Origin of the sequence: Streptomyces sp. UG1 (assembly GCF_049974585.1) — a bacterium.
Taxonomy (GTDB): domain Bacteria; phylum Actinomycetota; class Actinomycetes; order Streptomycetales; family Streptomycetaceae; genus Streptomyces.
The window spans coordinates 136,454-159,635 of sequence record NZ_JBNGGG010000008.1 but is presented as its reverse complement, the minus strand read 5'-3'; the positions used below and the strand labels follow the sequence as shown (position 1 = coordinate 159,635).

23 protein-coding genes and 3 pseudogenes are annotated in these 23,182 nt (G+C 68.1%); 14 read left to right on the top strand and 12 right to left on the bottom strand.

The features are described 5' to 3' along the window. The first annotated feature begins 36 nt into the window (after window positions 1-36). The 9 genes and pseudogenes from ACP4J3_RS11490 to ACP4J3_RS11450 all read left to right on the top strand — a co-directional run bounded on the left by ACP4J3_RS11490 (window position 37) and on the right by ACP4J3_RS11450 (window position 8,242). On the top strand, window positions 37-1,506 hold the full coding sequence (locus tag ACP4J3_RS11490) for an aldehyde dehydrogenase family protein (protein WP_426533108.1): 1,470 nt from the start codon (window positions 37-39) through the stop codon (window positions 1,504-1,506). A gap of 140 nt (window positions 1,507-1,646) precedes the next feature. After that, window positions 1,647-1,835, top strand: a pseudogene (locus ACP4J3_RS11485) (thiamine pyrophosphate-binding protein); the annotation flags it as partial. Next, window positions 1,796-2,071, top strand: a complete 276-nt coding sequence (locus ACP4J3_RS11480; protein WP_426533106.1) for a hypothetical protein — start codon at window positions 1,796-1,798, stop codon at window positions 2,069-2,071. The pseudogene ACP4J3_RS11485 and the gene ACP4J3_RS11480, both read left to right, overlap by 40 nt. 35 nt (window positions 2,072-2,106) lie before the next feature. Continuing rightward, window positions 2,107-2,406, top strand: a pseudogene (locus tag ACP4J3_RS11475) (benzoylformate decarboxylase); the annotation flags it as partial. A 34-nt stretch (window positions 2,407-2,440) separates the two neighbouring features. Then, on the top strand, window positions 2,441-3,160 hold the full coding sequence (locus ACP4J3_RS11470) for a thiamine pyrophosphate-dependent enzyme (RefSeq protein WP_426533104.1): 720 nt from the start codon (window positions 2,441-2,443) through the stop codon (window positions 3,158-3,160). Window positions 3,161-3,585: 425 nt separating this feature from the next. Further along, complete coding sequence (locus tag ACP4J3_RS11465; RefSeq protein WP_426533102.1) at window positions 3,586-4,743, top strand: ABC transporter substrate-binding protein; 1,158 nt, start codon at window positions 3,586-3,588, stop codon at window positions 4,741-4,743. 30 nt (window positions 4,744-4,773) lie between these two features. Then, the gene (locus ACP4J3_RS11460; protein ID WP_426533100.1) at window positions 4,774-6,774 is read left to right on the top strand and encodes an ABC transporter permease; all 2,001 of its coding nucleotides are present in this window, start codon (window positions 4,774-4,776) and stop codon (window positions 6,772-6,774) included. After that, window positions 6,771-7,538 (top strand): ABC transporter ATP-binding protein, encoded by a 768-nt coding sequence (locus ACP4J3_RS11455; RefSeq protein ID WP_426533098.1) that lies wholly within the window; start codon window positions 6,771-6,773, stop codon window positions 7,536-7,538. Before ACP4J3_RS11460 ends, ACP4J3_RS11455 begins: the two co-directional genes overlap by 4 nt. Further along, window positions 7,535-8,242 (top strand): ABC transporter ATP-binding protein, encoded by a 708-nt coding sequence (locus tag ACP4J3_RS11450; RefSeq protein ID WP_426533096.1) that lies wholly within the window; start codon window positions 7,535-7,537, stop codon window positions 8,240-8,242. The genes ACP4J3_RS11455 and ACP4J3_RS11450 overlap by 4 nt, the downstream gene beginning before the upstream one ends. Before the next feature lie 366 nt (window positions 8,243-8,608). Here ACP4J3_RS11450 and ACP4J3_RS11445 read toward each other — a convergent pair whose 3' ends face one another. The 7 genes from ACP4J3_RS11445 to ACP4J3_RS11415 form a co-directional block, all read right to left on the bottom strand. After that, on the bottom strand, window positions 8,609-8,857 hold the full coding sequence (locus tag ACP4J3_RS11445) for an FCD domain-containing protein (RefSeq protein ID WP_426533094.1): 249 nt from the start codon (window positions 8,855-8,857) through the stop codon (window positions 8,609-8,611). Next, window positions 8,835-9,272 carry a GntR family transcriptional regulator gene (locus ACP4J3_RS11440; RefSeq protein WP_426533092.1) on the bottom strand — a complete coding sequence of 146 codons (438 nt, stop codon included), beginning with the start codon at window positions 9,270-9,272 and terminating at the stop codon, window positions 8,835-8,837. The genes ACP4J3_RS11445 and ACP4J3_RS11440 overlap by 23 nt, the downstream gene beginning before the upstream one ends. A gap of 14 nt (window positions 9,273-9,286) precedes the next feature. Continuing rightward, the gene (locus ACP4J3_RS11435) at window positions 9,287-9,976 is read right to left on the bottom strand and encodes a 4-carboxy-4-hydroxy-2-oxoadipate aldolase/oxaloacetate decarboxylase (protein WP_426533090.1); all 690 of its coding nucleotides are present in this window, start codon (window positions 9,974-9,976) and stop codon (window positions 9,287-9,289) included. Between the two features lie 33 nt (window positions 9,977-10,009). Next, window positions 10,010-10,255, bottom strand: a complete 246-nt coding sequence (locus tag ACP4J3_RS11430; RefSeq protein ID WP_426533088.1) for a hypothetical protein — start codon at window positions 10,253-10,255, stop codon at window positions 10,010-10,012. Continuing rightward, window positions 10,252-10,587: a hypothetical protein gene (locus tag ACP4J3_RS11425; protein WP_426533086.1), complete on the bottom strand. Its 336-nt coding sequence runs from the start codon at window positions 10,585-10,587 to the stop codon at window positions 10,252-10,254. The genes ACP4J3_RS11430 and ACP4J3_RS11425 overlap by 4 nt, the downstream gene beginning before the upstream one ends. A gap of 549 nt (window positions 10,588-11,136) precedes the next feature. After that, window positions 11,137-11,886: a ferredoxin reductase gene (locus ACP4J3_RS11420; RefSeq protein WP_426533084.1), complete on the bottom strand. Its 750-nt coding sequence runs from the start codon at window positions 11,884-11,886 to the stop codon at window positions 11,137-11,139. 247 nt (window positions 11,887-12,133) lie between these two features. Continuing rightward, window positions 12,134-12,883: a PIG-L deacetylase family protein gene (locus ACP4J3_RS11415; protein WP_426533082.1), complete on the bottom strand. Its 750-nt coding sequence runs from the start codon at window positions 12,881-12,883 to the stop codon at window positions 12,134-12,136. A gap of 378 nt (window positions 12,884-13,261) precedes the next feature. Here ACP4J3_RS11415 and ACP4J3_RS11410 point away from each other — a divergent pair, with 378 nt between their 5' ends. From ACP4J3_RS11410 to ACP4J3_RS11400, 3 genes are all read left to right on the top strand, one after another. Next, window positions 13,262-14,878: an ATP-binding protein gene (locus ACP4J3_RS11410; RefSeq protein WP_426533080.1), complete on the top strand. Its 1,617-nt coding sequence runs from the start codon at window positions 13,262-13,264 to the stop codon at window positions 14,876-14,878. Beyond that, entirely contained in the window at window positions 14,875-15,564 is a 690-nt protein-coding gene (locus ACP4J3_RS11405; RefSeq protein WP_426533078.1) for a response regulator, read from the top strand. The genes ACP4J3_RS11410 and ACP4J3_RS11405 overlap by 4 nt, the downstream gene beginning before the upstream one ends. 225 nt (window positions 15,565-15,789) lie before the next feature. Beyond that, complete coding sequence (locus ACP4J3_RS11400; protein ID WP_426533076.1) at window positions 15,790-16,335, top strand: 2,4'-dihydroxyacetophenone dioxygenase family protein; 546 nt, start codon at window positions 15,790-15,792, stop codon at window positions 16,333-16,335. Window positions 16,336-16,617: 282 nt separating this feature from the next. Here the strand turns inward: ACP4J3_RS11400 and ACP4J3_RS11395 are convergent, their stop codons facing one another. Next, window positions 16,618-17,013, bottom strand: a complete 396-nt coding sequence (locus ACP4J3_RS11395) for a hypothetical protein (RefSeq protein WP_426533252.1) — start codon at window positions 17,011-17,013, stop codon at window positions 16,618-16,620. Between ACP4J3_RS11395 and ACP4J3_RS11390 the strand changes: the two genes are divergently transcribed. Further along, window positions 16,965-17,444: an HtaA domain-containing protein gene (locus ACP4J3_RS11390; protein ID WP_426533074.1), complete on the top strand. Its 480-nt coding sequence runs from the start codon at window positions 16,965-16,967 to the stop codon at window positions 17,442-17,444. The two genes, ACP4J3_RS11395 and ACP4J3_RS11390, sit on opposite strands and share 49 nt — an antisense overlap. Window positions 17,445-17,947: 503 nt before the next feature. On the opposite strand, the gene ACP4J3_RS11385 is transcribed toward ACP4J3_RS11390, so the two are convergent. Continuing rightward, window positions 17,948-18,937, bottom strand: a complete 990-nt coding sequence (locus tag ACP4J3_RS11385) for an acetyl-coenzyme A synthetase N-terminal domain-containing protein (protein WP_426533072.1) — start codon at window positions 18,935-18,937, stop codon at window positions 17,948-17,950. Between the two features lie 413 nt (window positions 18,938-19,350). Here ACP4J3_RS11385 and ACP4J3_RS11380 point away from each other — a divergent pair, with 413 nt between their 5' ends. Continuing rightward, window positions 19,351-19,659 (top strand): CocE/NonD family hydrolase C-terminal non-catalytic domain-containing protein, encoded by a 309-nt coding sequence (locus ACP4J3_RS11380; protein WP_426533070.1) that lies wholly within the window; start codon window positions 19,351-19,353, stop codon window positions 19,657-19,659. 175 nt (window positions 19,660-19,834) lie between these two features. Here the strand turns inward: ACP4J3_RS11380 and ACP4J3_RS11375 are convergent, their stop codons facing one another. From ACP4J3_RS11375 to ACP4J3_RS11365, 3 genes and pseudogenes are all read right to left on the bottom strand, one after another. Beyond that, window positions 19,835-21,103: an MFS transporter gene (locus ACP4J3_RS11375; protein WP_426533068.1), complete on the bottom strand. Its 1,269-nt coding sequence runs from the start codon at window positions 21,101-21,103 to the stop codon at window positions 19,835-19,837. A 66-nt stretch (window positions 21,104-21,169) separates the two neighbouring features. Then, complete coding sequence (locus tag ACP4J3_RS11370) at window positions 21,170-22,291, bottom strand: DUF5937 family protein (RefSeq protein ID WP_426533066.1); 1,122 nt, start codon at window positions 22,289-22,291, stop codon at window positions 21,170-21,172. 293 nt (window positions 22,292-22,584) lie between these two features. Continuing rightward, window positions 22,585-22,785, bottom strand: a pseudogene (locus ACP4J3_RS11365) (hypothetical protein); the annotation flags it as partial. Between the last annotated feature and the right edge of the window lie 397 nt (window positions 22,786-23,182).

Here is a 23,182-nt window from a genome sequence, read left to right as displayed (position 1 = left end):
AGCCGTTGGGAGAGCCGCATGTCCGAAGTAGCCGATATGGCAGCAGAGCAACCGCAGGCCGCCCCGGTGCGGACCGGACTGTTCATCGGCGGTAAGACTGTCGAGACGGACGACCGTCTGCCTGTTCATGATCCCGCCGCCCCGCGCCGGATCGTCGGATACGCCGCAGCCGCGAGCCGGGAGCAGGCGCGAGCGGCGGTCGCCGCCGCTGACGCCGCGTTCCCCGCCTGGGCCGCCACCCCGGCCCGCCGTCGAGCGGAAATCATCAGCGATGCGCTCACCGTGTTCGACGACGACGCGGTCGCGCAGACGGCGGCCCTGTTGACCAGCGAAAACGGCAAGATCTCGTTCGAGAGCCAGGTGGAGCTGGGGGTCTTCGTGTCCCGCACCCGGGCGGCGTTGGACCTCGTTGACACTCTCGACCAGGTCAAGCATCTCGCCGGTTCGCCGCTGACCTCGCGGATCCACCGGCTTCCCATGGGTGTGGTCACCGTGATCGTGCCGTTCAACTGGCCGATCGCGATCCTCGGTGCGAGCCTGCCGTACGCGCTGCTGGCCGGGAACACGACGGTGGTCAAGCCCCCGCCCACCGTGCCGCTGGCCATGGTGCGCATGCTCGAACTCTTCGCCGCCAGGCTGCCGGCCGGCGTGCTGAACGTGGTGACCGGCAGCAACGAAGCTGTTGCCCCGGTGATCACCGATCCGCGCGTCCGTAAGATCGTGTTCACTGGAAGCACTGCGGCCGGCAAGCACATCATGACCGCCGCCGCGCAGAATCTTGCCGCCGTCACCCTGGAACTCGGCGGCAACGACCCCGCGATCGTGCTGGCCGATGCCGAGCTGGACGTCGAGCACCTCCAGCGCCTGGCCCATGGGGTTTTCCTGACGAGCGGGCAGGTGTGCATGGCGGTGAAGCGGGTGTATGTGCATCGGTCCCGCTATGACGAACTCGTCTCGGGGCTCTCCTCGCTCATTGACACCTACCGCGTGGGCCCTGGCTCCGACCCCGCCTCGACCATGGGCCCGCTCAACAGCGCCGCCCAACGCGACACCGTGGCCGCCATGCTGGCGGAGGCGGCCGATGCCGGAGCCGAGATCCGAGAGCTGGGCTCCCTGGACAGCGCGGTGGCCTCCTCCGGGGGTTACTTCGTGCGTCCGACACTCGTCCTCGACCCCGACCCCGGCCTGCGGATCGTTAGGGAGGAGCAGTTCGGCCCCGCCCTGCCCATCCTGCCGTTCGACGATCTCGACACGGTCGTAGAGCAGGTCAACAACGACTGGTCGGGCCTGTGCTCCTCGGTCTGGAGTGCAGATGCCCACCGTTCCGACGCCCTCGCGGAGCGGTTGCGCACGGGTACGACGTGGATCAACCACGCCAACGCCGTCGCATGCGACGACCGGGCCCCGTTCGGCGGCTTCCGGCAGAGCGGCATCGGACGCGAGATGGGCCCGGAGGGTCTGCTCTCGTTCACGGAGGCACACACCGTCACAAGGCCGGTTGGCTGAGCCCTCCTCACCCACCACTTCTCATCCGAGGTTGCCTTGCCGACTGTTCGCGAAACCACGTATGACCTCCTCCGGGCTGGGGGCTCACCACTGTCTTCGGTAACCCCGGTTCGAACGAGCTTCCGTTCCTCGACGGTTTTCCTCCGGAGTTCCGGTACGTTCTCGGCCTGCATGAGGGCGCGGTCGTTGCGATGGCGGACGGCTACGCGCAGGCCACTGGCCGTCCTGCATTGGTGAACCTGCACTCCGCGCCGGGACTGGGCAACGCGATGGGGGGCAGGCGCGGTCCATGGTCGGACTGGGATCGGTGCTCGCCGAGCCGGCCATGACCCGGGTCCCCGAGCCGCAGGTCAAGTGGGCATTTGAACCGGCCAAGGCCCAAGACATTCCCCGGGCTCTTTCGGAGGCGTTCCACCTCGCCACCCTGCCGCCCGCCGGGCCGGTGCTGGTCTCTCGGCCCATGGACGACTGGGCCCTGGAGGTGGGCGCCCAGGAGGTCGTCCACCTCCTGGGCGCCGGGTCCGGTGGGCCGGAGCGGCCGGTCACGAGCTCGTCTCCGAGCTGACGGATCGGCTACGGAAGGCCACCACACCGGCGCTGGTGGTCGGGCTGGAGGCGGACGACGAGCGGGTCTTCGCTCTGGTCGTGGAGTTGGCGGAGCAACTGCGCGCGCCGGTGTGGACCGCGCCCACGCCACCGCGGTGCCCTTTCCCCACGCGCCATCCCCTGTGCCGTGGAGTATTGCCCCCGAGCATCGCCGGAGTGAGCGATAACTTGACGGGGCATGATCTTGTCCTTGTGGTGGGTGCCCCGGTCTTCCGCTACCACGCCTACCGTCCCGGCCCGTGGTTGCCGGAGGGCACCGAGTTGATCGCGCTGAGCGCTGATCCGGCGTCCGCCTCCCGGCCCGCCTTCGGGGACGCGGTGGTCTGTGATGTCGCCGAAGTCGTCGGCCAATTGCTGGAAAGGCTTCCGCCGCCTCCCCGGACGTGGCCCACGCCTCGGGAACCTCAGCCCGCTCCGCGATCCGAGACAGCTGCCTTCACGGCGGACTGGCTGTTCGCCCAGATGGCACTCCAGCTGCCCCCAGGCGTCCGGATGGTCAACGAATCGACATCGAACACCACCCAGTTCTGGAATCACCTCGACCTCGACCGGCCGCGCAGCATGTTCTTCCCCGCCGCTGGGGGGGCTGGGCTTCGGACTGCCGGCGGCTGTCGGCGTGGCACTGGCGGACCCGACACGCCCAGTGGTCGCCGTGCTCGGCGACGGCGCCGCCCGGTACGGAGTGGCCGGACTGTGGACGGCGGCGCAGTGGGATCTTCCGGTCACCTTCGTAGTGCTCCGCAATGGCGGGTACGGAGCCCTGCAGGGGTTCGTGAACCAGCTCGGCATCACCGACCCCCCGGGTCTCGACCTGCGCGGTCTGGACAGCGTTGGCATCGCACGCGGGTACGGCATACCCGCCCAGCACCTCACCGACGCGGAGGAGGTTGTCGCCGCACTGAAGGCCACGACTCCCGCCTCGGGACCCAGACTGCTGGAAATCCCGGTCCACGCCGAGACCCGCCTTACCGTCATGTATTTGTCGAGTGATGACTCGGAATTCACCACCGGAGCTACCCTGGCTGTTGACGGTGGAATGACCATCTGATTTGGCCTGAGAAGCCTTCTCTCGTGCTGCCAACCCCGTGGGCGGTGCCGACGCTGCAGTCGGCACCGCCCTTTCGTGCGCCCTGGATGGTAATGCAGGACAAATGACGTATCTAAAACGCGCCATTACTCCATGAAATCCGCGCTCCCCGTCGCGTTCCAGCCGAGTCGGTGAACTACCTACACTCCGCCGCATATCCGGTGAAGGAGCCGTGGAGGGCTCCTCACGCTGTCCCAGGGAGGACCGCTATGAGCCCCAAATCACGTCAGTTCACCAGAGCGTCGAGGACCGACAGGCGTTGGCTCGCACCAGTGATCGGGGCGGTTCTGCTTACTTCGGCATGTGCCGGTGCGGCCGACAACGGGACTTCCGCCTCGTCCGGCGCATCCGGGCCCGCTGCCACCGGTGCCGCGAAGGGTGACGCCGTGGAGAAGGGTGTGACCGACTACCTCGCCTACGTGGGAGGCAAGGCCGGTGCCGCGAAGAAGGACCTGGCGCCCGTCACCATCGGCTGGGCGAACGTCGAGGGGACCGCCAACGGCGCGCCCGAGGCGACCAAGGGTGCCCAGGCCGCGGTTGACTACGTCAACAAGGAGCTCGGAGGGATCGGAGGCCACCCGCTGGCTCTTCAGGTCTGCAAGATCGCGTCGGCCGAGGAGGAAGGGCAGCGGTGCGGTCAGGAGATGATCAACAACTCCGCCGTGTCGGCAGTCGCCTTCGGTAGCGTCTTCGTCGGTGACCAGTCCTTCAACTCCGTACTCAAGGGCAAGAAGCCGGTTCTCGTGAGCGTGGCCACGGGATCCTCCGTGCCGACGGCCAAGAACACCTCCATCATCTTCGGTGACCTGTCCCACGTGTGGGGGCCATGGGGTTCGTACGGCCGCGACGTCCTGAACGCGAAGACGGCCGCGATCATCCACACGAACACTCCGCCGGACAAGGTCGCGGCGGAGGCGGCTCGCAAGGCGATGGAGTCGGCCGGTATCAAGGTCAAGTCGGTCGGCTTCGACGCCCAGGCGACGGACCTGCTCGGTCCGGTCACCGCGGCCGGCGGCCAGAGCGCCGACATGATCGTGCCGATCTCGGCCGGCCAGGGCTGTGTCGGCATCGCCAAGGCGCTCAAGCAGCTGGGCAGCACCAAGCCGGTCGTCTCCGGGCCGGTCTGCCTGTCGCCCGACGTGGCCCAGGGGCTCGGTGGCGACTTCCCCGAGTGGACCTACGGCGTGGCCCAGACCCTGCCGAACGACAGCAAGGCGGCGGACGTGCAGGCGTACGTCAAGGCTTCGTCCAGTGCTGGGCTGGACAAGGCGGACCAGGGCAAGGTCTGGGCGGCCGTTTCCTGGAGCACGGTTCTCGCCTATGCGAAGGTCATGAACGAGGTCGGGGCTGACAAGATCACCCCCGCGGCCGTCAGCGCTCAGCTCGCCACGTTCCAGGGCCCCGTAGTGATGGGCGCGCCCAAGGTGGAATGCGGCAAGTACTCAGACTCGCCCGCCGTCTGCAATGACCAGGCCCGTTTCTACCAGTACGAGGGCAAGGGCGCGTTCAACGCGCTCACCGGCTGGCTGCGTCCCCCGGCCTGAGTAGGACCGACGAGCGAACGGACACAGTCCATGGATCAGCTGCTGCTCTTCACCTTGCTCGGACTCGGACAGGGTGCCCTCATCGCCGGTATGGCCCTCGGTGTCGTTGTCACCTATCGAGGGTCCGGCATCATCAACCTCGCCACCGGAGCGGTGGCGATGCTCGCCGGCTACGCCTTCTGGGCGCTGCGGTCCGACCACTTCGGCGTCTCCATGGGACCCGCCGTGTCGTTGGTCGGAGCGCTTGTCGCCGCTGCGGTCGCCGGACTGCTCAGTGAGTATCTCGCGTTCCGGCCGCTGCGGAACGCACCTCCCCTGGCCAAACTCGCAGCCTCACTGGGGCTGCTGCTGACGGCGCAGGCCGCCGTGTTGCTCGGGTTCGGCACCCGGCCCCAGCAGATGCCGAGCCTGCTGCCCGACCAGGCAGTGAAAATTTTCGGAGCGATCATTCCGGTCGACCGATTCATCCTCGCCGGGGTGGTCGTCGCACTGACGCTCGCACTGGCCGCGCTCTACCGGTGGACCCGGTTCGGCCTGGCCACCCGGGCCGCCTCGGAGAACGAACAAGCCGCTTTGCTGGCCGGCCTTTCCACGAAAGAACTGTCACTCGCGGGCACGTTGATCGCCAGCGTCGTCGCGGGCGGGATCGGTGTGTTGGCGGCCCCCATCGTTCAACTCGACTCGACCACACTGCCGTTGCAGATCGTGCCGGCTCTAGCGGCGGCTTTGTTCGCCCGGTTCACGTCTCTGGGCATCGCCTGCACAGCGGGCCTGCTCATCGGCGTGCTCCAGTCGGTGCTCTCCTACCTGTCGACACAGAGCTGGTTCCCCACCGACAACGGCAACGCACTGCCCGGCGTACAGCAACTCCTCGTCTTCGCCTGCATGACCATCGCGTTGTTCCTGCGCGGGGCCGAGCTGCCCGGCCGCGGCGAGGACACACAGCAGCGGCTGCCGGCCGTGCCCCTTCCCGAACGGCTCTTGCGAACAGCGTTGGTATGGTCGGGCGTCTGCGCCGTCGCGCTCGTGGTCTTCCCGTTTGGCTTCCGGCAGGCGCTGACCAACTCCCTGATCGGCGCTGTCATCATCATGTCCATCATCGTGATCACCGGCTACGTCGGACAGATCTCGGTCGTGCAGCTGGCCCTCTCCGGTACGGCGGGTTTCCTGCTGTCCCATCTGACGGCCGGGGCCCACGTCCCCTTCCCCTTCGGCCCGCTGATCGCGGTGGCCGCGGCGACCGTACTCGGCGTTGCCATCGGGGTGACGGCGCTGCGGGTCCGCGGAGTGAGTCTCGCCGTGGTCACCCTGGCCGCCGCCCTGGCCATGGAGCAGGCGCTGTTCGCCAACTCTTCGTTCGGGGGCCTGGGCGGCGTCCAGGTTCCCTCCCCGGAGCTCTTCGGCATCTCGCTCGGCACGGACGCGTCCCTCCGCGGGCTCGACGGCTCCGAGCCGAGCCCGATGTTCGGATTCCTCGTCCTGGCCGTAACCGTCGCGATCGGCCTGTACGTAGCCCATCTGCGTCGCACCTCACTCGGCCGCCAGATGCTCGCCGTACGCTCCAACGAGCGCGCGGCGGCCGCGGCCGGGATCAACGTCCGAAACGTCAAGGTCGCGGCGTTCAGCATCAGTTCCTTCGCCGCGGCGACCGCGGGAACCCTCTACGCGTACAACTTCTCCTCCGTGAGCGCCGGTCGTTTCACCGCACTGGCTTCTCTCGGGCTCCTGGCCTTTGCCTATGTCGGGGGGGTCACCATGGTTTCGGGCGCCGTGTTCGCCGGACTGCTGTCAACCGAGGCGCTTGTCCCGCACGCTCTGCAGGAGTGGTTCGGGATCAGCGGCACCTGGGCCCTGCTGTTCGCCGGCGTCTCATTGATCGTCACCCTGGTCATGAACCCAGACGGCGTGGCGGGCGCACGATACCGCAGCAAGCAGAGCAAGCGCCTACGGCGAGCCGCACCCCCGAACCCGGACAGCGGCTCGGCACCGGCGGAAGGCCCAGCACCGCACACCGCGGAGGTGACCGGATGAACGGGCTGAGAGTACGGGACCTCAGTGTCAGCTACGGAGGCGTCCACGCCCTGTCGGGCGTCGACCTCGCCGTCGGTGAGGGGCAGCTCGTCGGGCTCATCGGCCCTAACGGGGCGGGCAAGACCACCTTCATCGACGCCGTGACCGGCTTCGTCCGTCATGGTGGACGGGTGGAACTGGCCGGAACGGACCTCACCCGGCTGCGTCCCCACACCCGGGTGCGGCATGGACTGGCGCGGACCTGGCAGAGCATCGAGCTGTTCGACGGACTCAGCGTCGCGGAGAACGTGGCCGTGGCCACCGCCCAGAGCAGAGGATGGGCGGCCACCTGGCGGGAGACTTTCACCAAGCCTGACAGCCTCGGCGACGACATCCACGAGGCGCTCTCCGTCGTAGGCCTCGGCCAGCGTGCCGACACGCAGGCCGTCGACCTGTCCCAGGGCGAGCGCAAGCTGGTGGGAGTCGCCCGTGCCCTGGCCGGTCGGCCCCGCGTGGTGTGCCTGGACGAGCCGGCAGCCGGGCTGGACAGCGAGGAAAGCATCAGGCTTGGACGCCGGCTGCGCGCCGTCGTCGATGCCGGCACCGGCATGCTGCTGGTCGACCACGACATGACACTCATCCTCGAGGTGTGTGACACCGTCGTCGTGCTGGACTTCGGCAAGGTCATCGCCTCCGGTCCGCCGGACCAAGTACGCGAGGACCCCACGGTCATCGCCGCCTACCTCGGCGGCGCGGCGGCCCCGGCACAGCGGGAGACATCATGATCGACCCCATCCTGCACATCGACGGCCTCACCGCGGGGTACGACGGTGTCGCCGTCGTCAGAGATCTGCTCATCACCGTCGGACGCGGCGAGGTCGTGGCCCTCCTCGGGGCAAACGGCGCCGGCAAGACCACCACGCTCAAGGCCGTCTCAGGGTTGGTCCGCCCCCTCGGTGGGACCATCTCCCTCGATGGTGAATCCCTGGGGAAGACCACTCCGAGCGCCCGGGCCAAACAGGGGATCGCCCACGTCCCCGAGGGCCGAGGCATCTTCGCGGGACTCACCGTCGCAGAACATCTGCGACTGGGTCACCGGGGCGAACGCCTCGACCCGGACGAGGTCTATCAGCGCTTCCCGGCCCTGACCCGGTTGCAGAACCGGCGCGCCGGATTGCTCTCCGGCGGCGAACAGCAGATGCTCGCCGTCGGCCGGGCCCTCGCCCGCCGTCCCAGGCTGCTCCTGCTGGACGAGCTGAGCCTCGGCCTGGCCCCGGTGGTCGTCGAGCAACTGCTCCCCGTCATCCGTCGTTTTGCCGACGACACCGGATGCGGTGTCCTGCTGGTCGAACAGCACATCGAGCTCGCCCTTGAGATCGCCGACCGGGGATACGTGCTGTCTCACGGGGAGGTTGCCGTCGAGCGGCCCGCGCGGGAACTCGCCGAGGACCGCGGCCTGATCCTCGCGAGCTACCTGGGAGGTAACTGATCACGCGGGGCCGGTGACTCAGCAGAGGCATGGGTGTGGCCGCCGGCGGTTCGCCGACGGCGGCCACACCCATGCCGTGCAGGGGAGCCTTCGCCCTGTACCTTGCGCTTGAGCCTGGAGTCTGTCACCGCGACGAAGCCAGCACGGGGCCGCTTGCTCGGATCATCCGGGAGAAACCACGGACGGCGGCGCCTTCGACCGATGCCGTCCTGACGTCGGCACGCAGGTCCAAGGACTTGCCTAGGTGGCACCGGAGCCTCGGCTACCACTTGGGCACGAACGTAGGCCTGGTCCGCGCAACCATGTGGAAGCGCACGGAGGCCTTTGAGCAGTTCGGTGCGCGCATCATCGCCGGGATGGAAGAGCTCACCGGTCTGTGTCAGCCGGCGCCCTTCCCCGCAATGCTTCCACCACGCCGGTCATGTGCTGGCACATGGACGCCTCAGCCGCTGCCGGATCTCCAGCGGCGACGGCCTCGACGACTTCCAATAGTTCGCAGAGCGACGACTCGGCCCGGTCACCCATGAGTGACACCAAGTCCGGCTGTCGAACGGTCCGCGCACGGAGCACCTGTATGATCCGATGTGCCGTCTCATGACTGACCGGCGATGGCATGCACTAACTCGTGCAGCCGCGTGTTGAGTTCGCGGTGGCGCGTCAGGTGCCCATGGGCGAACGCCTCGCGCATGTCGGCCGCCAACGCGCGCAGAGTTTCGACCTGTGCACGATCGGCTCGCTCCGCAGCGCGGGCGGCCACCAGGCCTTCGAGCGCCGCCCGGGCCTCCAGGACGTGTACGGCCTCGGTCAGGGATACCGCACGGACACAGGCGCCACGGTTACGCCGGATCTCGACGAGTCCGTCCGCCGCCAGCCGCCGCAGTGCCAGGCGCACGATCGATCGGCTGGCGGCGAACCGCTCGCACATGTCCACCTCGACAAGACGCTGCCCGGGTACGAGAGTTCCGCGCAGGATCTCCGCCCCGATCGCGACCGTGACCCGAGTCTCCGAGACCGTCCCGTCTGTGCTCATCGTCCGTGTCAGGGCTACGCCTGGTCCACATAACTGACGCCGAGTTCGGCGAGCAGAGGGCGCAGTCCGTAGTAGTCGATGCCGAGCGCACCCGAACTCAGGACGTCCCGTGTGGCGGCTTCTTTCGCGATCCGTTCCTCGGCCCGCTCAGCAGTGTGCTCCGCCTGGTCGCGGGGCACCACGACGACACCGTCGTCATCGGCGACGACGACATCACCTGGGCAGACCGGCACACCGCCAAGTATCACCGGCACGTTGACCGAGCCCGGGGAGGCCTTCACCGTGCCTTGGGCGGAGACGGCGCGGGCCCATACATGGAATCCCATCTCCCGCAGTTCGGTCGTGTCCCGGACCCCTGCGGCGGTGACCAGCCCGATCACCCCTCGCGCGGCGAGGGATGTGGCCAGCAGTTCGCCGAACATTCCGTCCGTGGACGGCGAGGTGGTGGTGACGACGAGGATGTCCCCAGGCCGGCACGTCTCCACGGCGGCGTGGATCATGAGGTTGTCTCCCGGGTGAGAACTGACCGTCACCGCGGTTCCCGCGATCCGCACGTCCGTCTGGTTCGGCCGCAGTTCCGTCCCGGCGAACCCGCGGCGTCCCATGGCCTCATGGACTGTCGAGACACCGGCTTCGGCGAGCCGGGTGACGACCTTTGGATCGGTTCTCGTGATGTTCCTGACGACGACGTGACGGCCGGGCATGGCCCCTCCAGGTGATGGGTTCGCAACAGGTGATCAAGGCGTTGCAGGTGAAATGGTGTTTTCGTTGAGTGATTCGTAGAGGACCAGGCTGGCGTCGGTGTCCGACGCGCGGGCGTGGCAGGTCTCGTGCACCCTACGGATCCGTGGACCCAGCGCGCCGCGCACGATCAGCCACAGGAACAGCTCGACGGCCAGTGCGCCCGCTTCTCTGGCGTAGACCACCCGGGTCAGTCCGGCCAGTACTCCCGGAAGGTGCTCGATTGCGTCGAGGAACATCATGTGGAAGGCCTCGTTGACCGGCCCGGTACCGGCGAACCGGGGGACATGCCGCCCGTGCCGAGGACAGCAGCCTTGATGCCCTTCGGGTAGCGGTGGATCGCGTCGCCGAGTGCGTACCCGAGGGCCAGGCAGCGCTCGGCAGTGAGTTGGGAGCGTTCTCCGGAGTCGACGACGAGCGGGACCATGGCACAGGGCCAGTTGCCGCCGGAGGCCAGTCGGTACGCCGCCAGCGGCTCGGTCAGGCAGGGATCTACGTCGGGCTCTCGGTACATGGAGATGTCGAACGACGCGTTGGCCAGGCTTTGAGAGATGGTCCGCGAAGTGCGGCGCACCCGCGAGGACCGGACCGGGCGTCCTTCCTCGTTCGCGATCGTTCGCTTCGTATGATGTGGCTGCCCCGATTGCGAAGTTCGAGGTGATGGGGCCGTTGAGGACGCGAGTGGGATCGCCGCCGATGACTAGGGCCACGTCCGGGATGTTCTGGGCCATCCAGGCGTGTGCCGGTTTGTATTCGTCCTTCAGCGATCTCTCGTAGGGGTCCTCCGCCATGGTGGGGCATGTGAACCCGCCGAGTGGTAGGGCGTATGAGGTGGCGAGCCCCCATGTGACCTCAGCCAAGGCTCCGCGTCCTTGCTGTCGTTGTTCGCACGAGTGGGTCGGGCAGGATTCGCTGCGGTCGAACGGCTCCGGTGCGTGCGTACACGATCACCGCTCGCGGCCCGGAGCAGCGTGAACGCTGGCGCTGGGGGCCATGACCGGCCTACCCGGCACCAGATCCGCCTGACCGCGGAGGCCCAGTGGTTGGAGCCCAGAGCCGTGCTTGACCAGTACCCCGTCCTGCAGTTCGCAGGGCACTGTTGACCAAAACCAAACGAGGCCGTTCACGTGGAGGCCCCTGTGGATCGCTGCTCCTGGGCATTCCGCGGCGTCTGCGTGTGACGACCGTGCCTTGGCGTCGAGGCAGATTCGAGGTCCAGCTCGGCGATTCCGGGCGAACCAGCGGTGAGTTCCGCTTCTTCACCGGGGCAGGCGGGCCACGCGGTCGACTCCCGTAGTTGGAGAGCTCCAAGCGGCCATGCGGCGCAGTGTTCCCGGACGGCTGCGAGCAGCTCTCCGGGGCCGCAGCAATAGACCAGCATCGAAGGGTCCGGGTCGCCGAGGAACCCTGTGATGCCGGGTGGCCCGTATTGATCTTCCGGCCAGACGACCACGCGTTCCCGGTAGCCGAGCAGCTCGGACAGGAAAGGCATGGACGACCGGCTCCGGCCCCCATAACGGAGTGTCCGGTCGGCGCCGTATGCCTCGGCACGGGCGATCATCGGCAGCACGGAGGCGATGCCGATGCCGTATGCGACGAACAGATAGAGCGATGCGGGGTGCAGAGGGAAGTCGTTGTGCGGACCACGGATTCGCAGCTCGCTTCCCGGGTGGGCATGCTCCTGGACCCAGTCCGGCCCTTGGTCCCCCTCAGATCCCCCTGCCACGGCGATCCGCCACCCATGCGTCTGTACCAAGGAGCCGCACAGCGCGAACTTGCCTACTTGGCCGGTAGACAGAACCACGTCGATGTGTGCCCCAGGTTCCCACTCTGGCAAGGCCATGGCAGAGGCCGACGCCAGCTCCAACGTCACAACGCCCTCAGCAGCCGCAGACAGCGCGCGGACAGTGACCACACAGCCGTAGTCGGTGCATGTCCGGTCGGGGGGCGAGGCGCCTGACGCAGGGTGCAGGGCAACCTTTGACTGGGGACCCACATTCATCATCTCCTTGCCGCAGCTGCCACACGCGTGGGCCTTGGCTTGGACGCGGCTCAAGTGATCGCAAGGCCGGGCGGGGCCGGGTTTCCACATACGTGCCCCATCGCCGCCGGCTGTGCCGTCACGCCAGGGCATCCACGGTCTGGGGGTAAAGCCGGACATACGCCTCGGCCATCGTTGTGTGCGCCAGACCGAGGTTGGGGCCGGCGTTGCGCTTGAGCTGGACACCACGGCGTTTCGCCAGGTCGGTGTAGTAGTCCCACATGTGCTGCTGAGCGGCCAGACACTCCATGGCCTTGCGCTTGCGGTCGAAGACGGACGTGATGTCGAGCAGCACGTCGGGCTTGAAATCGCACTGCTCCGGCTGGTGCGGTTCGAAGAAGAAAACAGGCGGCGCGCCCAACGGCTCACCGGGGGCGTCGTAGCCGATTGCCTGCGCCAGGATGCGGGCCTGCACGGCCATCTTCGCCGCTGCAGGATGATCCCCGTTATACGGGTCGACGAGCGTGTGCGTGAGCACCACCCCGGGGTCGACCTCCCGATACACGCGCACGATGCGGTCCACCAGTTCCGGCGTCTCGAGCAGCGGATAGTCCCCGGCGTCGAGGAACTCGATCTCCGCACCCAGCGCTGCTGCGGCACTCGTGGCCTCGGCACGGCGAAGGGCCTTGATTTCGTCGAGCGCGAGGCCGTCCCGCCAGGCACGGGCGGACTCGCCGCGCTCGCCGAAGCTGAGGCACAGCACCTTGGCACGCTGCCCCCGCTCAGCAGCCAGAGCGATGGCACCGCCAGCCCGCCAGACGAAGTCCCCGGCGTGTGCGCTGATCACAAGCAGCGGGCCGTCGGCCGGGGCAGAGGCGGTGGTGCTCATTACGGACTCCTGTGGCTCGTAGGGTGGGGCTGGGGCATGCCATGGCAACGACCCCAAGGCCGATGGAACGACCCGCGGGCCCGAACCAGGCGTAGGACAGTTGATCGGCCCGGTCCCCCGGGCCCAGCGCCAACGCTAGGCGGGCGGCCGCACGCGGCGGAACGCGAGTAATGACGTGTCTGACCGGGAGCTTCGACCCGACAAGGAATAGGTCAAATGACGTAGAACGGGCCCAGTACCCTCGGGCTACGATGATGTCGCCGCCCACAGGTTATGGCTGGTGTCCACCAGCGTTGACCACCATCAATGTGCGGCGCGGTCGGATGACCCGTCCATGTGTACCGTTCGTCCGTGGCGGCATCGGTGAGGAGCCCGCTCATGTCCGGTACCCCGCTCGTCGGGTGGGACGACATTGCGTCCGTCGCACCCGACGGTCTCGCCCTGATCGACGATTCAGGCCGCTTCGTGCAGCTGAACCCTGCTGGGGTTGCGCTCTGCGGCGGAAGCACGGAAGCCGAACTGATTGGGGTGCAGTCCCCTTTCGAGCTTGGCGAGCGGGCCATCGTGTCGCAGGTGGGGCTCCTGGAGGATCGGCCTGACGAACAGGTGGCGTGCTGGGTTCCTGCCTCTGGGGCGTCGCGTGAACTTGCGTATCGTGCCCGTAGACTGCCGACCGACCTGACACGGACGGTGGTGTCGTTCCGTGATGTGACCGACGAGTGGCAGCGGCACCGTCGCCTCGCTGCGATCGCGCGCATTTCGATAGGGCTTGCCTCTGAGGGCTCGCTGGGTGCGACGCTGGACGCTGTGGCCCAGCAGAGCGTCCGGACGGACGGCCTGGCCGGCGTGCAGATTCTCATTCTGGACAGCACGGGCAAGGAGTTGCGACTGCTGGGATCCGCCGGTCTGCGGCACTGGGATCTGTTCCTCGACCGGTTGCTGGAGTGCCGTGATCGGGGGGCACGCCTGTGCATGCTCGATGCGGTTCGGGATGGCCAGCCGGTCGTGGTGCCCCACCGATGGGCGCAGATCCACTCGGATCCCGCCTGGGAGCCCCTGCACGCGTATCTGGGGGAGCTCACCTGGGATTCCTTCGTCAGCGTGCCGCTGATGGTCCGAGGGCGTGCGGAGGGTGTCCTCAACGCCTACTTCGCGCCCGGCCAGGAGATCAGCAGCCGGACTTTGGAGTTCCTGGCCGCCATGGCGGAGCAGGCCGCGCTCGCCGTGGACTACGCGACACTGCTGCAACGAGAGCGGGACGGTGCTCGCCAGGACGAGCGGCAGCGCCTCGCCCGCGACCTGCACGACTCGATCGTCCAGCAGGTGTTCTCGATCGGCATGCAGGCCAACGCGATCGGAATTCTGGGTGATCGCGGAGGCCATGTACCCGCGGCTGCGGTGCAGCGCTTCGCGGGCGAGATCGGAGCACTGTCTCAGACCGTTCTGGCCGACCTGCGTGCCATGGTCCACGAACTGAGACCCTCCCCCTTCACACGGCTGGGACTGGAGGAAGCCGTCAGGGCACTCGTGCGCAGTACGGAGAACCGTGCAGGCCTCGCCTGCAGGATGACGTTCTCGAAAAGACTGGATGCACTGGGACCGGAACTCGCCGAGGACGTCTACCGGATCACGGCTGAGGCGATTCACAACACCGTCAAGCACGCTGAGGCCACGGCCGTCACCGTACGTCTGGTGCTGCGGGACCACACACTTGTCGCCACGGTCGCCGACAATGGAAACGGGCTGGTCATCGGCACACCCAGTACTGGTTCGGAAGGCGGCCGCGCGGGTCCCGCGGGGTCCGGCGACCGCGGTTACGGACTCACCACCATGCGGGAAAGGGCGGAACGATGGGGAGGCAGCCTGAACATCAGGTCGCGCTCGGGAAGAGGCACGACAGTGCGGGCGGTCATACCGCTGCCCATCCAGCTACCGGAGTCGGTCCCGACGGAATCGACGGCAGACCCGACCGATCTGCGGACGGTGTCCCTGTGAACGGCGCCGTGGTGAACGGCGCCGTGCCGAGGCGAACGCGGGTGGTGATCGTGGACGACCACGCGGTCGTCCGACGGGGTATCCGCGCTTACCTGGAAGTTCTGGACGACATGGAGGTGGCAGAGGAGGCCGCCAACGGTCAGGAGGCCCTCGCGCGTCTGGAGTGGATGGCGGTGAACCAGTGCATGCCCGATGTCGTGCTGATGGACCTCCTTATGCCGAAGATGGACGGGGCCACCACTATCGGGGCGATCAAGAAGCGATATCCCGAGGTCCAGATCGTGGTACTCACCAGTTTCGGCGAGATGGAGCGTGTGCACGCAGCGCTCGCTCAGGGAGCGGCCGGCTATCTCCTCAAGGACGCGGAGCCGGGCGAGGTGGTCTCCGCGATTCGTGCGGCGGCCAGGGACGAGGTATTCCTCGACCCCGCGGTGGCCCGCGGACTCACACAGGAGATCGTCTCACCCCCGACAGGGCTCGCGGCCCTTACGGGACGTGAACGGGACGTGCTCGTCCTCGTGGCCGAGGGATGGACGAACCAGCAGATCGCCGACGAACTGGTGATCAGCGAACGCACTGCACGCACGCACGTCAGCAACGTGCTGCGCAAACTTCGAATGACGTCCCGCACGCAGGCCGCGCTGTTCGCCGTGCAACAGGGGCTGGTACCGCGCCAGCGACCTTAGGCCGGCCCTCACCGAGTGTGAGCGGGCAGTGAACACTCCTGCGACATATGTCGCAGGTTCCGTCGGCGGACTTGACCCGGAGGATCGGGTCCAACGACTCGCGACCCGGAACACGCCGCGTCTTAGGCTCGCAGCAACGGTCCAGTGCAGGGATCTCCGAGTCGAAGGGCCGACGGGAAGCAGCGGGACGCGTTTTCCGATTTCAGATGCAAGGAGGCATCGTCAATGTCCGATGTGGAGACGACGGGGCTTTCGGCACCGTCCACCGCGTACAAGATCGTGGACACGCCGCAGCTGTACAAGGACGTGATCGAGCGGTACGGGGTGGACGGCAGTCATATCGGGATGTCGGAGGAGGAAAGTCCGTGGGTTCCCTTCGGGGAAGGTGCGGCGATCCGGCATCTGGGCTTCGACGTGCGCAGCAACACGTTCAGCAACATCCTGTGGATCAAGGGTCCTGGGGTGGTCGGGACGCACAACCATCGGGGGACGGTGGTGATGGTGTGTCTGGAGGGCAGCTGCCGGTACCTGGAGTACGACTGGGTGGCGGGGCCGGGAAGCTTCATCTACGAGACGCCGGGGCTGTCGCACACGCTGGTGAGCGATCATCCGGAGGGTGTGAAGCTGTTCGGGTGGTTGCAGGGGCCGATCGACTTCTTCGACGACCAGGGCGAGTTCCTCGAGACGCTCGACGTGTGGTGGTACATCAACCACTACGAGACGTACTGCCGGGAGAACGGCATTCCGATCAACAAGAAGCTTTACCTGTGAATTGACAGGCGGAAGCTCTTCAACCGCGGCACGGCAGAGTGCCGCGAACCGGGCGGAACTCAGCTCGGACACCTGCGTGGGCATCGGCCCGGTACTTTGCGACCGGGCCGTTCCTGTGCTCATGCGAGGCGGTGCGACGGGCCTGAACCGGGACGCCGACGTAGAGACGACGGCCTGCGGGTGACTGCACGGGCCCAGGCCAGGCCCCAAGAAGCCGGGAACTCGAGGTGCTCGGCCCTGGTGGAGGTTCGAGGGCCGGAGCCGTACGGCAGTGCCTCCAGCTCACCGTGTGTGCGCTTCGAGAGCCTTCTCCAGCAGCGTTCGGTCGTGCGAGTTGATGATCACGAGGTCGGGCTCGTTGCGGCGGTACAGCTCGGCCAGGCGGGCGTGGTTATCGTGGACCTGCTTCAGATCCCAGGCCAACGCGGTTTCCATGGCACGCAGCGAGCGCGGCACGGGACCGCTGTCGAGCGTGCCGGGGTGGTAGAAGGCATCCCCGCAGTGCAGCAGCCATCGGGTGCCAGTGTCCACGGCGACGCAGGCATGGCCGCAGGTGTGGCCGGGCAGTGAAATCAGGATGATGCCGGCGGCGACGTCGGTCAGTTCCTTGGCCGCGGCGAACCCTCGCCATGTTTCCCGTCCGAGTTGTGCTCGACGATCTTCGGGCCATGCGCCCACTGGGCGGCCTCGTAGCGCAGTTTCTCCCGCCGCGACGGCGCGATCATGGAGGCGAGTACGATGCGTCGGCATTCGACGCCGACACGGTCACCGGCCTGCTGAAGTTCCGGGGAGACGTGCGCTTCGCAGCCCACCACGGGCTGCTCTTCCTCCGCATCGCCGACCCCTGGCTGTCCGTCATCGGCGGCGCGGGAACCCTGACCATCGCGGCACCGCCCGGCCAGTCACCCGAGCGCATCCCCCTGACCACTCTCCGCCTGCGGACCGCCGATCCGACGGACCACACCGGCTTTTGCCTCGGCACGCACGTCCGGCTGACGGCTCAGGGATCCGAACTCTTCAACGGGGTCTACCCCGTGGACGAACCGTTCGACGACCTGACCCTCCTCCTCACTCCTTCCTCCACAACCGCCCTGGAGAAGACACCATGACGACCCGCGCGTCAGACACGGAAACGGCCCCCTGGCCGACCGAACCCACCCCCGACCTGCTGACCCGGATCAGCCAGGCACGGTCCAAAGGGGTGGCCTGGCTGCGCGACCGCATTGCCGACGACGGCCGCCCCGAAGGCGCCGAGACCGCCAACTCGTGGTGGCGCGCCCCCTGGGCCCTGTTGGTGGGCGGAGCCCCGGACGCCGCCGCCGCGATGATGGGCTGGGCCGAACGCGAGGCCCTCACCGACGAAGGCGACCTCCGCCCCGGCCCCTACGACGCCCCCGGCGGCGGCAGCCCCGTCTACCACCTCCCCCCTCGCGATCGCCTCCTGGCTGCTCGGCCGCTACGACACCGCGACCGCGATCAACACCACGCTCGCGCGCTTCCAGAACCCCGGCACCGGCGGAGCCTACGACCTTCGCGACTTCGCGCAGGACCCTCTGGAGGACAACCTCAAGACCGCCCAACTGGGCTTCTCCGCGCTGGTCACCGGTGACTGTTACACCGCCGAGGGCGTCCACCGGTGGCTGGATCGCATCCTCGCCGACCAGCCCGACCTGCCCCACCGGCTGTTCACCAGCCGCCGCGGCGCCACCCTGGTCACCGACTTCCCGGACGAGACGGCCTTCCTGCGCGTGGTCGACTTCCGGTCGCCCCGGCAGGCGTACTTCCACCCCGGCATCGCCGCCGCCTTCCTCGCCGGATACGCACAACAGACCAGCGACGCCTCCGCGCTCCGGTTGGGCCGTGAGTACCTCGCCCTCACCACAGGCGGCACCGAGGAGCAGTACGACGACCCGACGAAGGTCTTTCCGCCGTAGCGGTAGCCGTCGACGCAGAACAGGACCTTCGGCCTGAGCTGGCCGAACCGGTCGATGACGCCTCGCGACCCGAAGTCGGGGGAAGCGCTCGCCCATACGGCCCCGATGGCCGTCGTCGCGAGCATCGCGATCGCGGCCTGAGGCACGTTCGGAAGATACCCGCAGACCCGGTCGCCGGGGCGTACGCCGAACGCCCGCAACCGGGTCGCCAGGACGCGCACCCGGCCCGCGAAGTCCTCCCACGGAAGGCCGACCGGAGCGGCGCTCTCGGAGCCGAACACCACGGCGTCGGTGCCCGACCGTTCGTTTCGCAGGACGTGCTCGGCGTAGTTCAGCCGCGCCCCGGGAAACCACCGCGCCCCTGGCATGTTCCGGCCGTCGAGCACCGAGGAGTACGGGGCCGTCGACCGAATGCCGAAGTAGTCCCACAGTGCGCCCCAGAATCCCTCCAGGTCGGTGACGGACCAGTTCCACAGCTCGTCGTATCCGTCGAACCGCAGTCCCCGTTCCCGGGACAGCCAATCCGCGAACCGCGTGACATTGGCCTCCGCGACCCGCCGCGGGCCGGGCGTCCACAGCAGCTCGCCTTCGGCCACCACGGCGGCCCTGCCGGCTGCGCCGTGTGCCCGACCAGTGGCAGGGAAGCCCCCCGCTGTCTCGACGGTCATGTCGCCTCCTCGCGTCATTGGAGGAACGGTCTCCGACGAGCCGGGACGCGAGCAACAGTTCCCTGCTAGCTTTTCACTTGGTGAAATCCGCTCCCCATCTGCGCAGGTGAGGGTCGTCTCATGCGGCAGTACCAGGTGAAAACGATCAGCTCTCTCGAGCGCGGCCTGCGCGTGCTGAAGGCCCTGGAGGAAGGAGTGGCCGCTCGCCCGTGCCGTGGACACGGACGTGTTCCTGCACCCGGACGGCGGGCTCGCGTTCGATGCTCCGGGACCCGAGGGGGGCGTCGAGACGTACGTCCATGATCCGGCCGATCCGGTGCCGACGGTCGGCGGCGCGATCCTGATGTCCAGCGAGTACCGGCCGGGTCCGCGCCTTCGTCCACGCCGCGACCGATGCCCCTTCAACGGACTGGGTGGTCCGGCTCTGCGACGTCGACTCCCAGAGGGTGTCCCTCAACGTCGTCGACGGAATCGCACGGGTGAAGACCACACCCGGTGAATTCGCCGAACACGTCGTCGACCTGTGGTCGACCAGCTATGTCTTCCGTGCCGGTCACCGTCTGCGCGTCCACGTCACCTCCAGCAACTTCCCACGCTGGGACCGCAACCTCAGCACCGGCGCGTCCCCTGACAGCGGAACGGACTTCCACCCGGCACGCCAGGAGATCGCGCACGACGCGGCACGGCCCTCACGCATCGTTCTCCCCGTCGTCCGGCCTTGACGCTCCCCCTGAAGGAGGGGGAGATTCACAGATCGCCGCGTTCCGCCCTCCGAATACTCGGAGAACGAGCAGATCAGGCAACAGTCACATGATCGACCGGGCGGTTCCTGGCTCCGTGGACAGTGCCTCGCACCACTGACGGCCGGTCCTTGGGGTCCTGAGCTGATCCGCGCAGTCATTCTGGCTTGGCCGTGCTCACCGCTGTCTCTTCCGGCCCCGCGACGCTTGCCGTGCCGTCGGCCGTGACGACGGGCTCCTGATCGGGCTGCCGCAGGCCGGCGCATGCGAGGGTGAGCGTGGCGGTCACGGCCAGGACGACAACGGCGGCTCCCGAGAGCAGGAAGGCGTTCTCGACTCCGGCGAGGGTGATGGCGGTCGAGGCCACGAAGGGGGAGATCGCCAGGGCTCCTGCCACTCCGGCCTCCCACAGGCCGAGCGCCTTCGCCAGATGATGGCTCGGTATGCGCTGCTGCACCAGTGCGATCAAGGGAATGTCCGTGAGGGCCGAGGCCAGCCCCGTGGCGGTCAGGAGAACCGCCGCCACAGCATGGGGGGTGACTGTTCCCAGCGGAGCCCGGAAGATCCCGAGCAGGGCCCACGCCAGCACCGCGGCCAGGGCGAGTCTGCGGATGCGCAGGCCAGCCAGGAGCAGGGCACCCGCCACTTCGGCGACCCCGGCGACGCCGAGCAGCAGGCCGTACTGCCCGCCCTGTCCCACGACCGCGACCAGCCCGACGGTCAGGAAGCCGTTGGTCAGGGCGAGGGCGAGCACGAAGGTCACGATGACCACGAGTACGTCGGGAGCGGCCCGCACCGCCCTGAGCCCGGCGGCGAGATCGGACCACAGCCCGGTCTGAGTGCTGGTCGGGGCGGGGCGGGTCACGCGGATGGCGGCCACGGCGGCCGCCGAGCCCAGGAAGGTGAGTCCGTTCACCACCAGCGCCGACTGCAGCGAGCCGAAGGCCAGCAGCGGCGCGAGCATCAGCGGGCCGACGAAGAAGGCGGCCCGGAAGGCGACTTGCAGCAGCCCGTTGGCCTGCTGGAGGCGGTCGTCCGGCACGATCTGCGGAACGATGGCGTTGCGGGCCGGGGCGAACGGGGCACCGATCAGCGCCAGGAGCGCCGTGGTCGCCACGAGCAGGGGCAGGTTCAGCAGGTTGAGGGAGAGCAGGACCGAAGCCACGGCCACCACGGCGACCCGGGCCAGGTCGGTGGCGATCATCAGCTTCCGGCGGTCGCGGCGGTCGGCGTACGAGGCGACGACGAAGGTGGCCACGAAGGCGGGCGCGAACGCGGAGACGCTGACCACGGCGACGGCCGTGGGGTCCTTCGTCAGTGACCAGGCCAGCCAGGCGGTCGCGGCGGTGTACAGGCCGTCGCCGAAGCGTGAGATGCCCTGGCCGGCGAAGAGAAGCAGGAAGTTGCGGTCCTTCAGCAGTGACATGCGGCCACTGTCGGGTCCCGTCGGGGGCCTGATCCACTTATTAGGCAGATGGCTAATCAGTCCGGCTCACTCGTACTCAGTCACCTCGCCATCGCCGTGCAGGAAGCTTTCCAGGCTGGGGGTCAGGCCCGCCACCTGTCCGGGCGCAAGCCGGTACAGGACGTAATAGCCTTCGCGGCGGCGCTCCAGCAGGCCCGCGTCCGCCAGCACCCGCAGGTGCTTGGACAGGGCGGCCTCGCTGACGCCGACGAGCGGGGCCAACTCCTGTGTGCTGCGTGGGCGTTCGGCGAGCAGTCGCAGGGCGCGCAGCCGGGTGTCGTCGGCGAGCGCGCGGAGTGTGCCGACGAGCCTGGTCGGCGGAATCCGCGGGCGGGCTTCCCGGACGATCGAGGAGACGGGGAAGACGAGCCCGAGGGGCCACGGACCGTCGCAGTTGACGCGTACGTGTGGCCACACGTAGGCGCTGGGGGCGAGGACGAGTGTGTCGTCCGGGCCGATGGCGACCTCGTGGTCGTGCGGCCGCTCCAGCCAGAAGCGTTCGGCCTGCGGATCGCTGCGCACCTCCGGCCACAGGCCGCGGAGCATCCCGTACAGGCCGCGCTGCTCGATCTGGTGTCCGGCCTCGCTGACGCCGGCGGCGAGTTCGGGTTCGAGCCGTGCCCATTCCTCCTCGAACGCCTCCCGCCAGTAGCGCTCCAGCATGCTCAGGAACCGTTCGAGCAGCGCGCGGGGGTCGTCGAGGAGCATCGCGGCCATCGCTTCGTCGCTTTCCCGTGCGAGGCGCTCCCGCAACAGGCCGCGTACCTCCGGTGCGTCCAGCACGTGCGGATCCCTGCCCTCGCCGCCGCCCGGCCAGGGCGTGAGCAGGGGCACGGCGAACTCCAGGCGGACCAGTTCCGGATCCGCCCCGCGCAAGCCGGCCAGTTCGTCTTCGAAGTCCGCCAGTTGGCCGGTCGGCCGTGGAAAGAGGAACTCGGGGAAGTACGAGCGCACCGCGTAGGAGAACGCGTCGATCTCCCGCTTCAGCGCCGGGGACAGCTTGCGCATCGCACGCACCCAGCCGTGCTGGACGGGGTGGTGCTTGGGCTCCACCAGCACATGGAGACTCAGCACGGCTTCCATCGTCGGCGAGTAGGCGAACCCCACCCGCTCCGCACCGTCGGCAGGGACCCGGAACACGATCGTCATGACCCGTCATCCTGGCCTCACGGCATCAGCGACGGGAGCCGCGCCCCCCAGGACGGCTTCTGCACCGCTTACCTGCACGCGGCGGGCGGCCCTGCGGCGAGTGAGAATCGCCGCATGTACGTCCGGCAGCTCGAGTACTTCCGCATCCCATCGATCACCTGTCGGTGATCACGCAAGCGCCCGCACCAACCGCAGAACGAGCAAATCAAGCGATGATCACGTGATCGGCCGGACAGCTTCTAGCGGGCAGACGCTGCCGCGTTGAAAGCCTCGGTGCCTGGCCTCGCGAGCGATCAGGACCGTGAGCGGCGAATTTGCTGGACGACCGACCATGAGGCTGCGCCGTTCTTGCCGACGTGATTCCTGGGCCGCTTGTTGGGCCGGTAGCTGGAGCCGTTCATGATGACCTGGTGGCTGGCGTTGATCAGCCGGTCCAGCAGCGATTCGGCGACGACGGGCGTGGGGAAGAGCGGATACCAGTCGCCCCTGCGCCGCCACCTGCTGGAGCTGTCGGTCCATGTGTGGTGACACCCCTACTGGCAGCAGGCCAGGGCCGCGCAGCGGGCAGCGCTGCTCTTCTCAGCCCAGGGGGTGGAACCAAGGATTCGGTAGGTGGACGGCCCGCACGGTGACGACCGCGAGGGGCTGGATCCACTCCGTCCGACATAGCGCTGACGCTGCCGGACGGGCAGGAGTTCTCTCGGGTAGATGCTGTGACACGAGGCAGATCCAATGGGATTGCTACAGCTCAGTGCCAGGTGCTCTGGCGCTGGCAGCCGCAACGGGTGTTGCACGATCGCTGTTTCGGGTGATGCGCCAACACGAGAGGACACCTGCTCCGGCGTCGGGAATCGCCCGACCGTGGTTGGTGACGATGCCCCAGCAACGCGA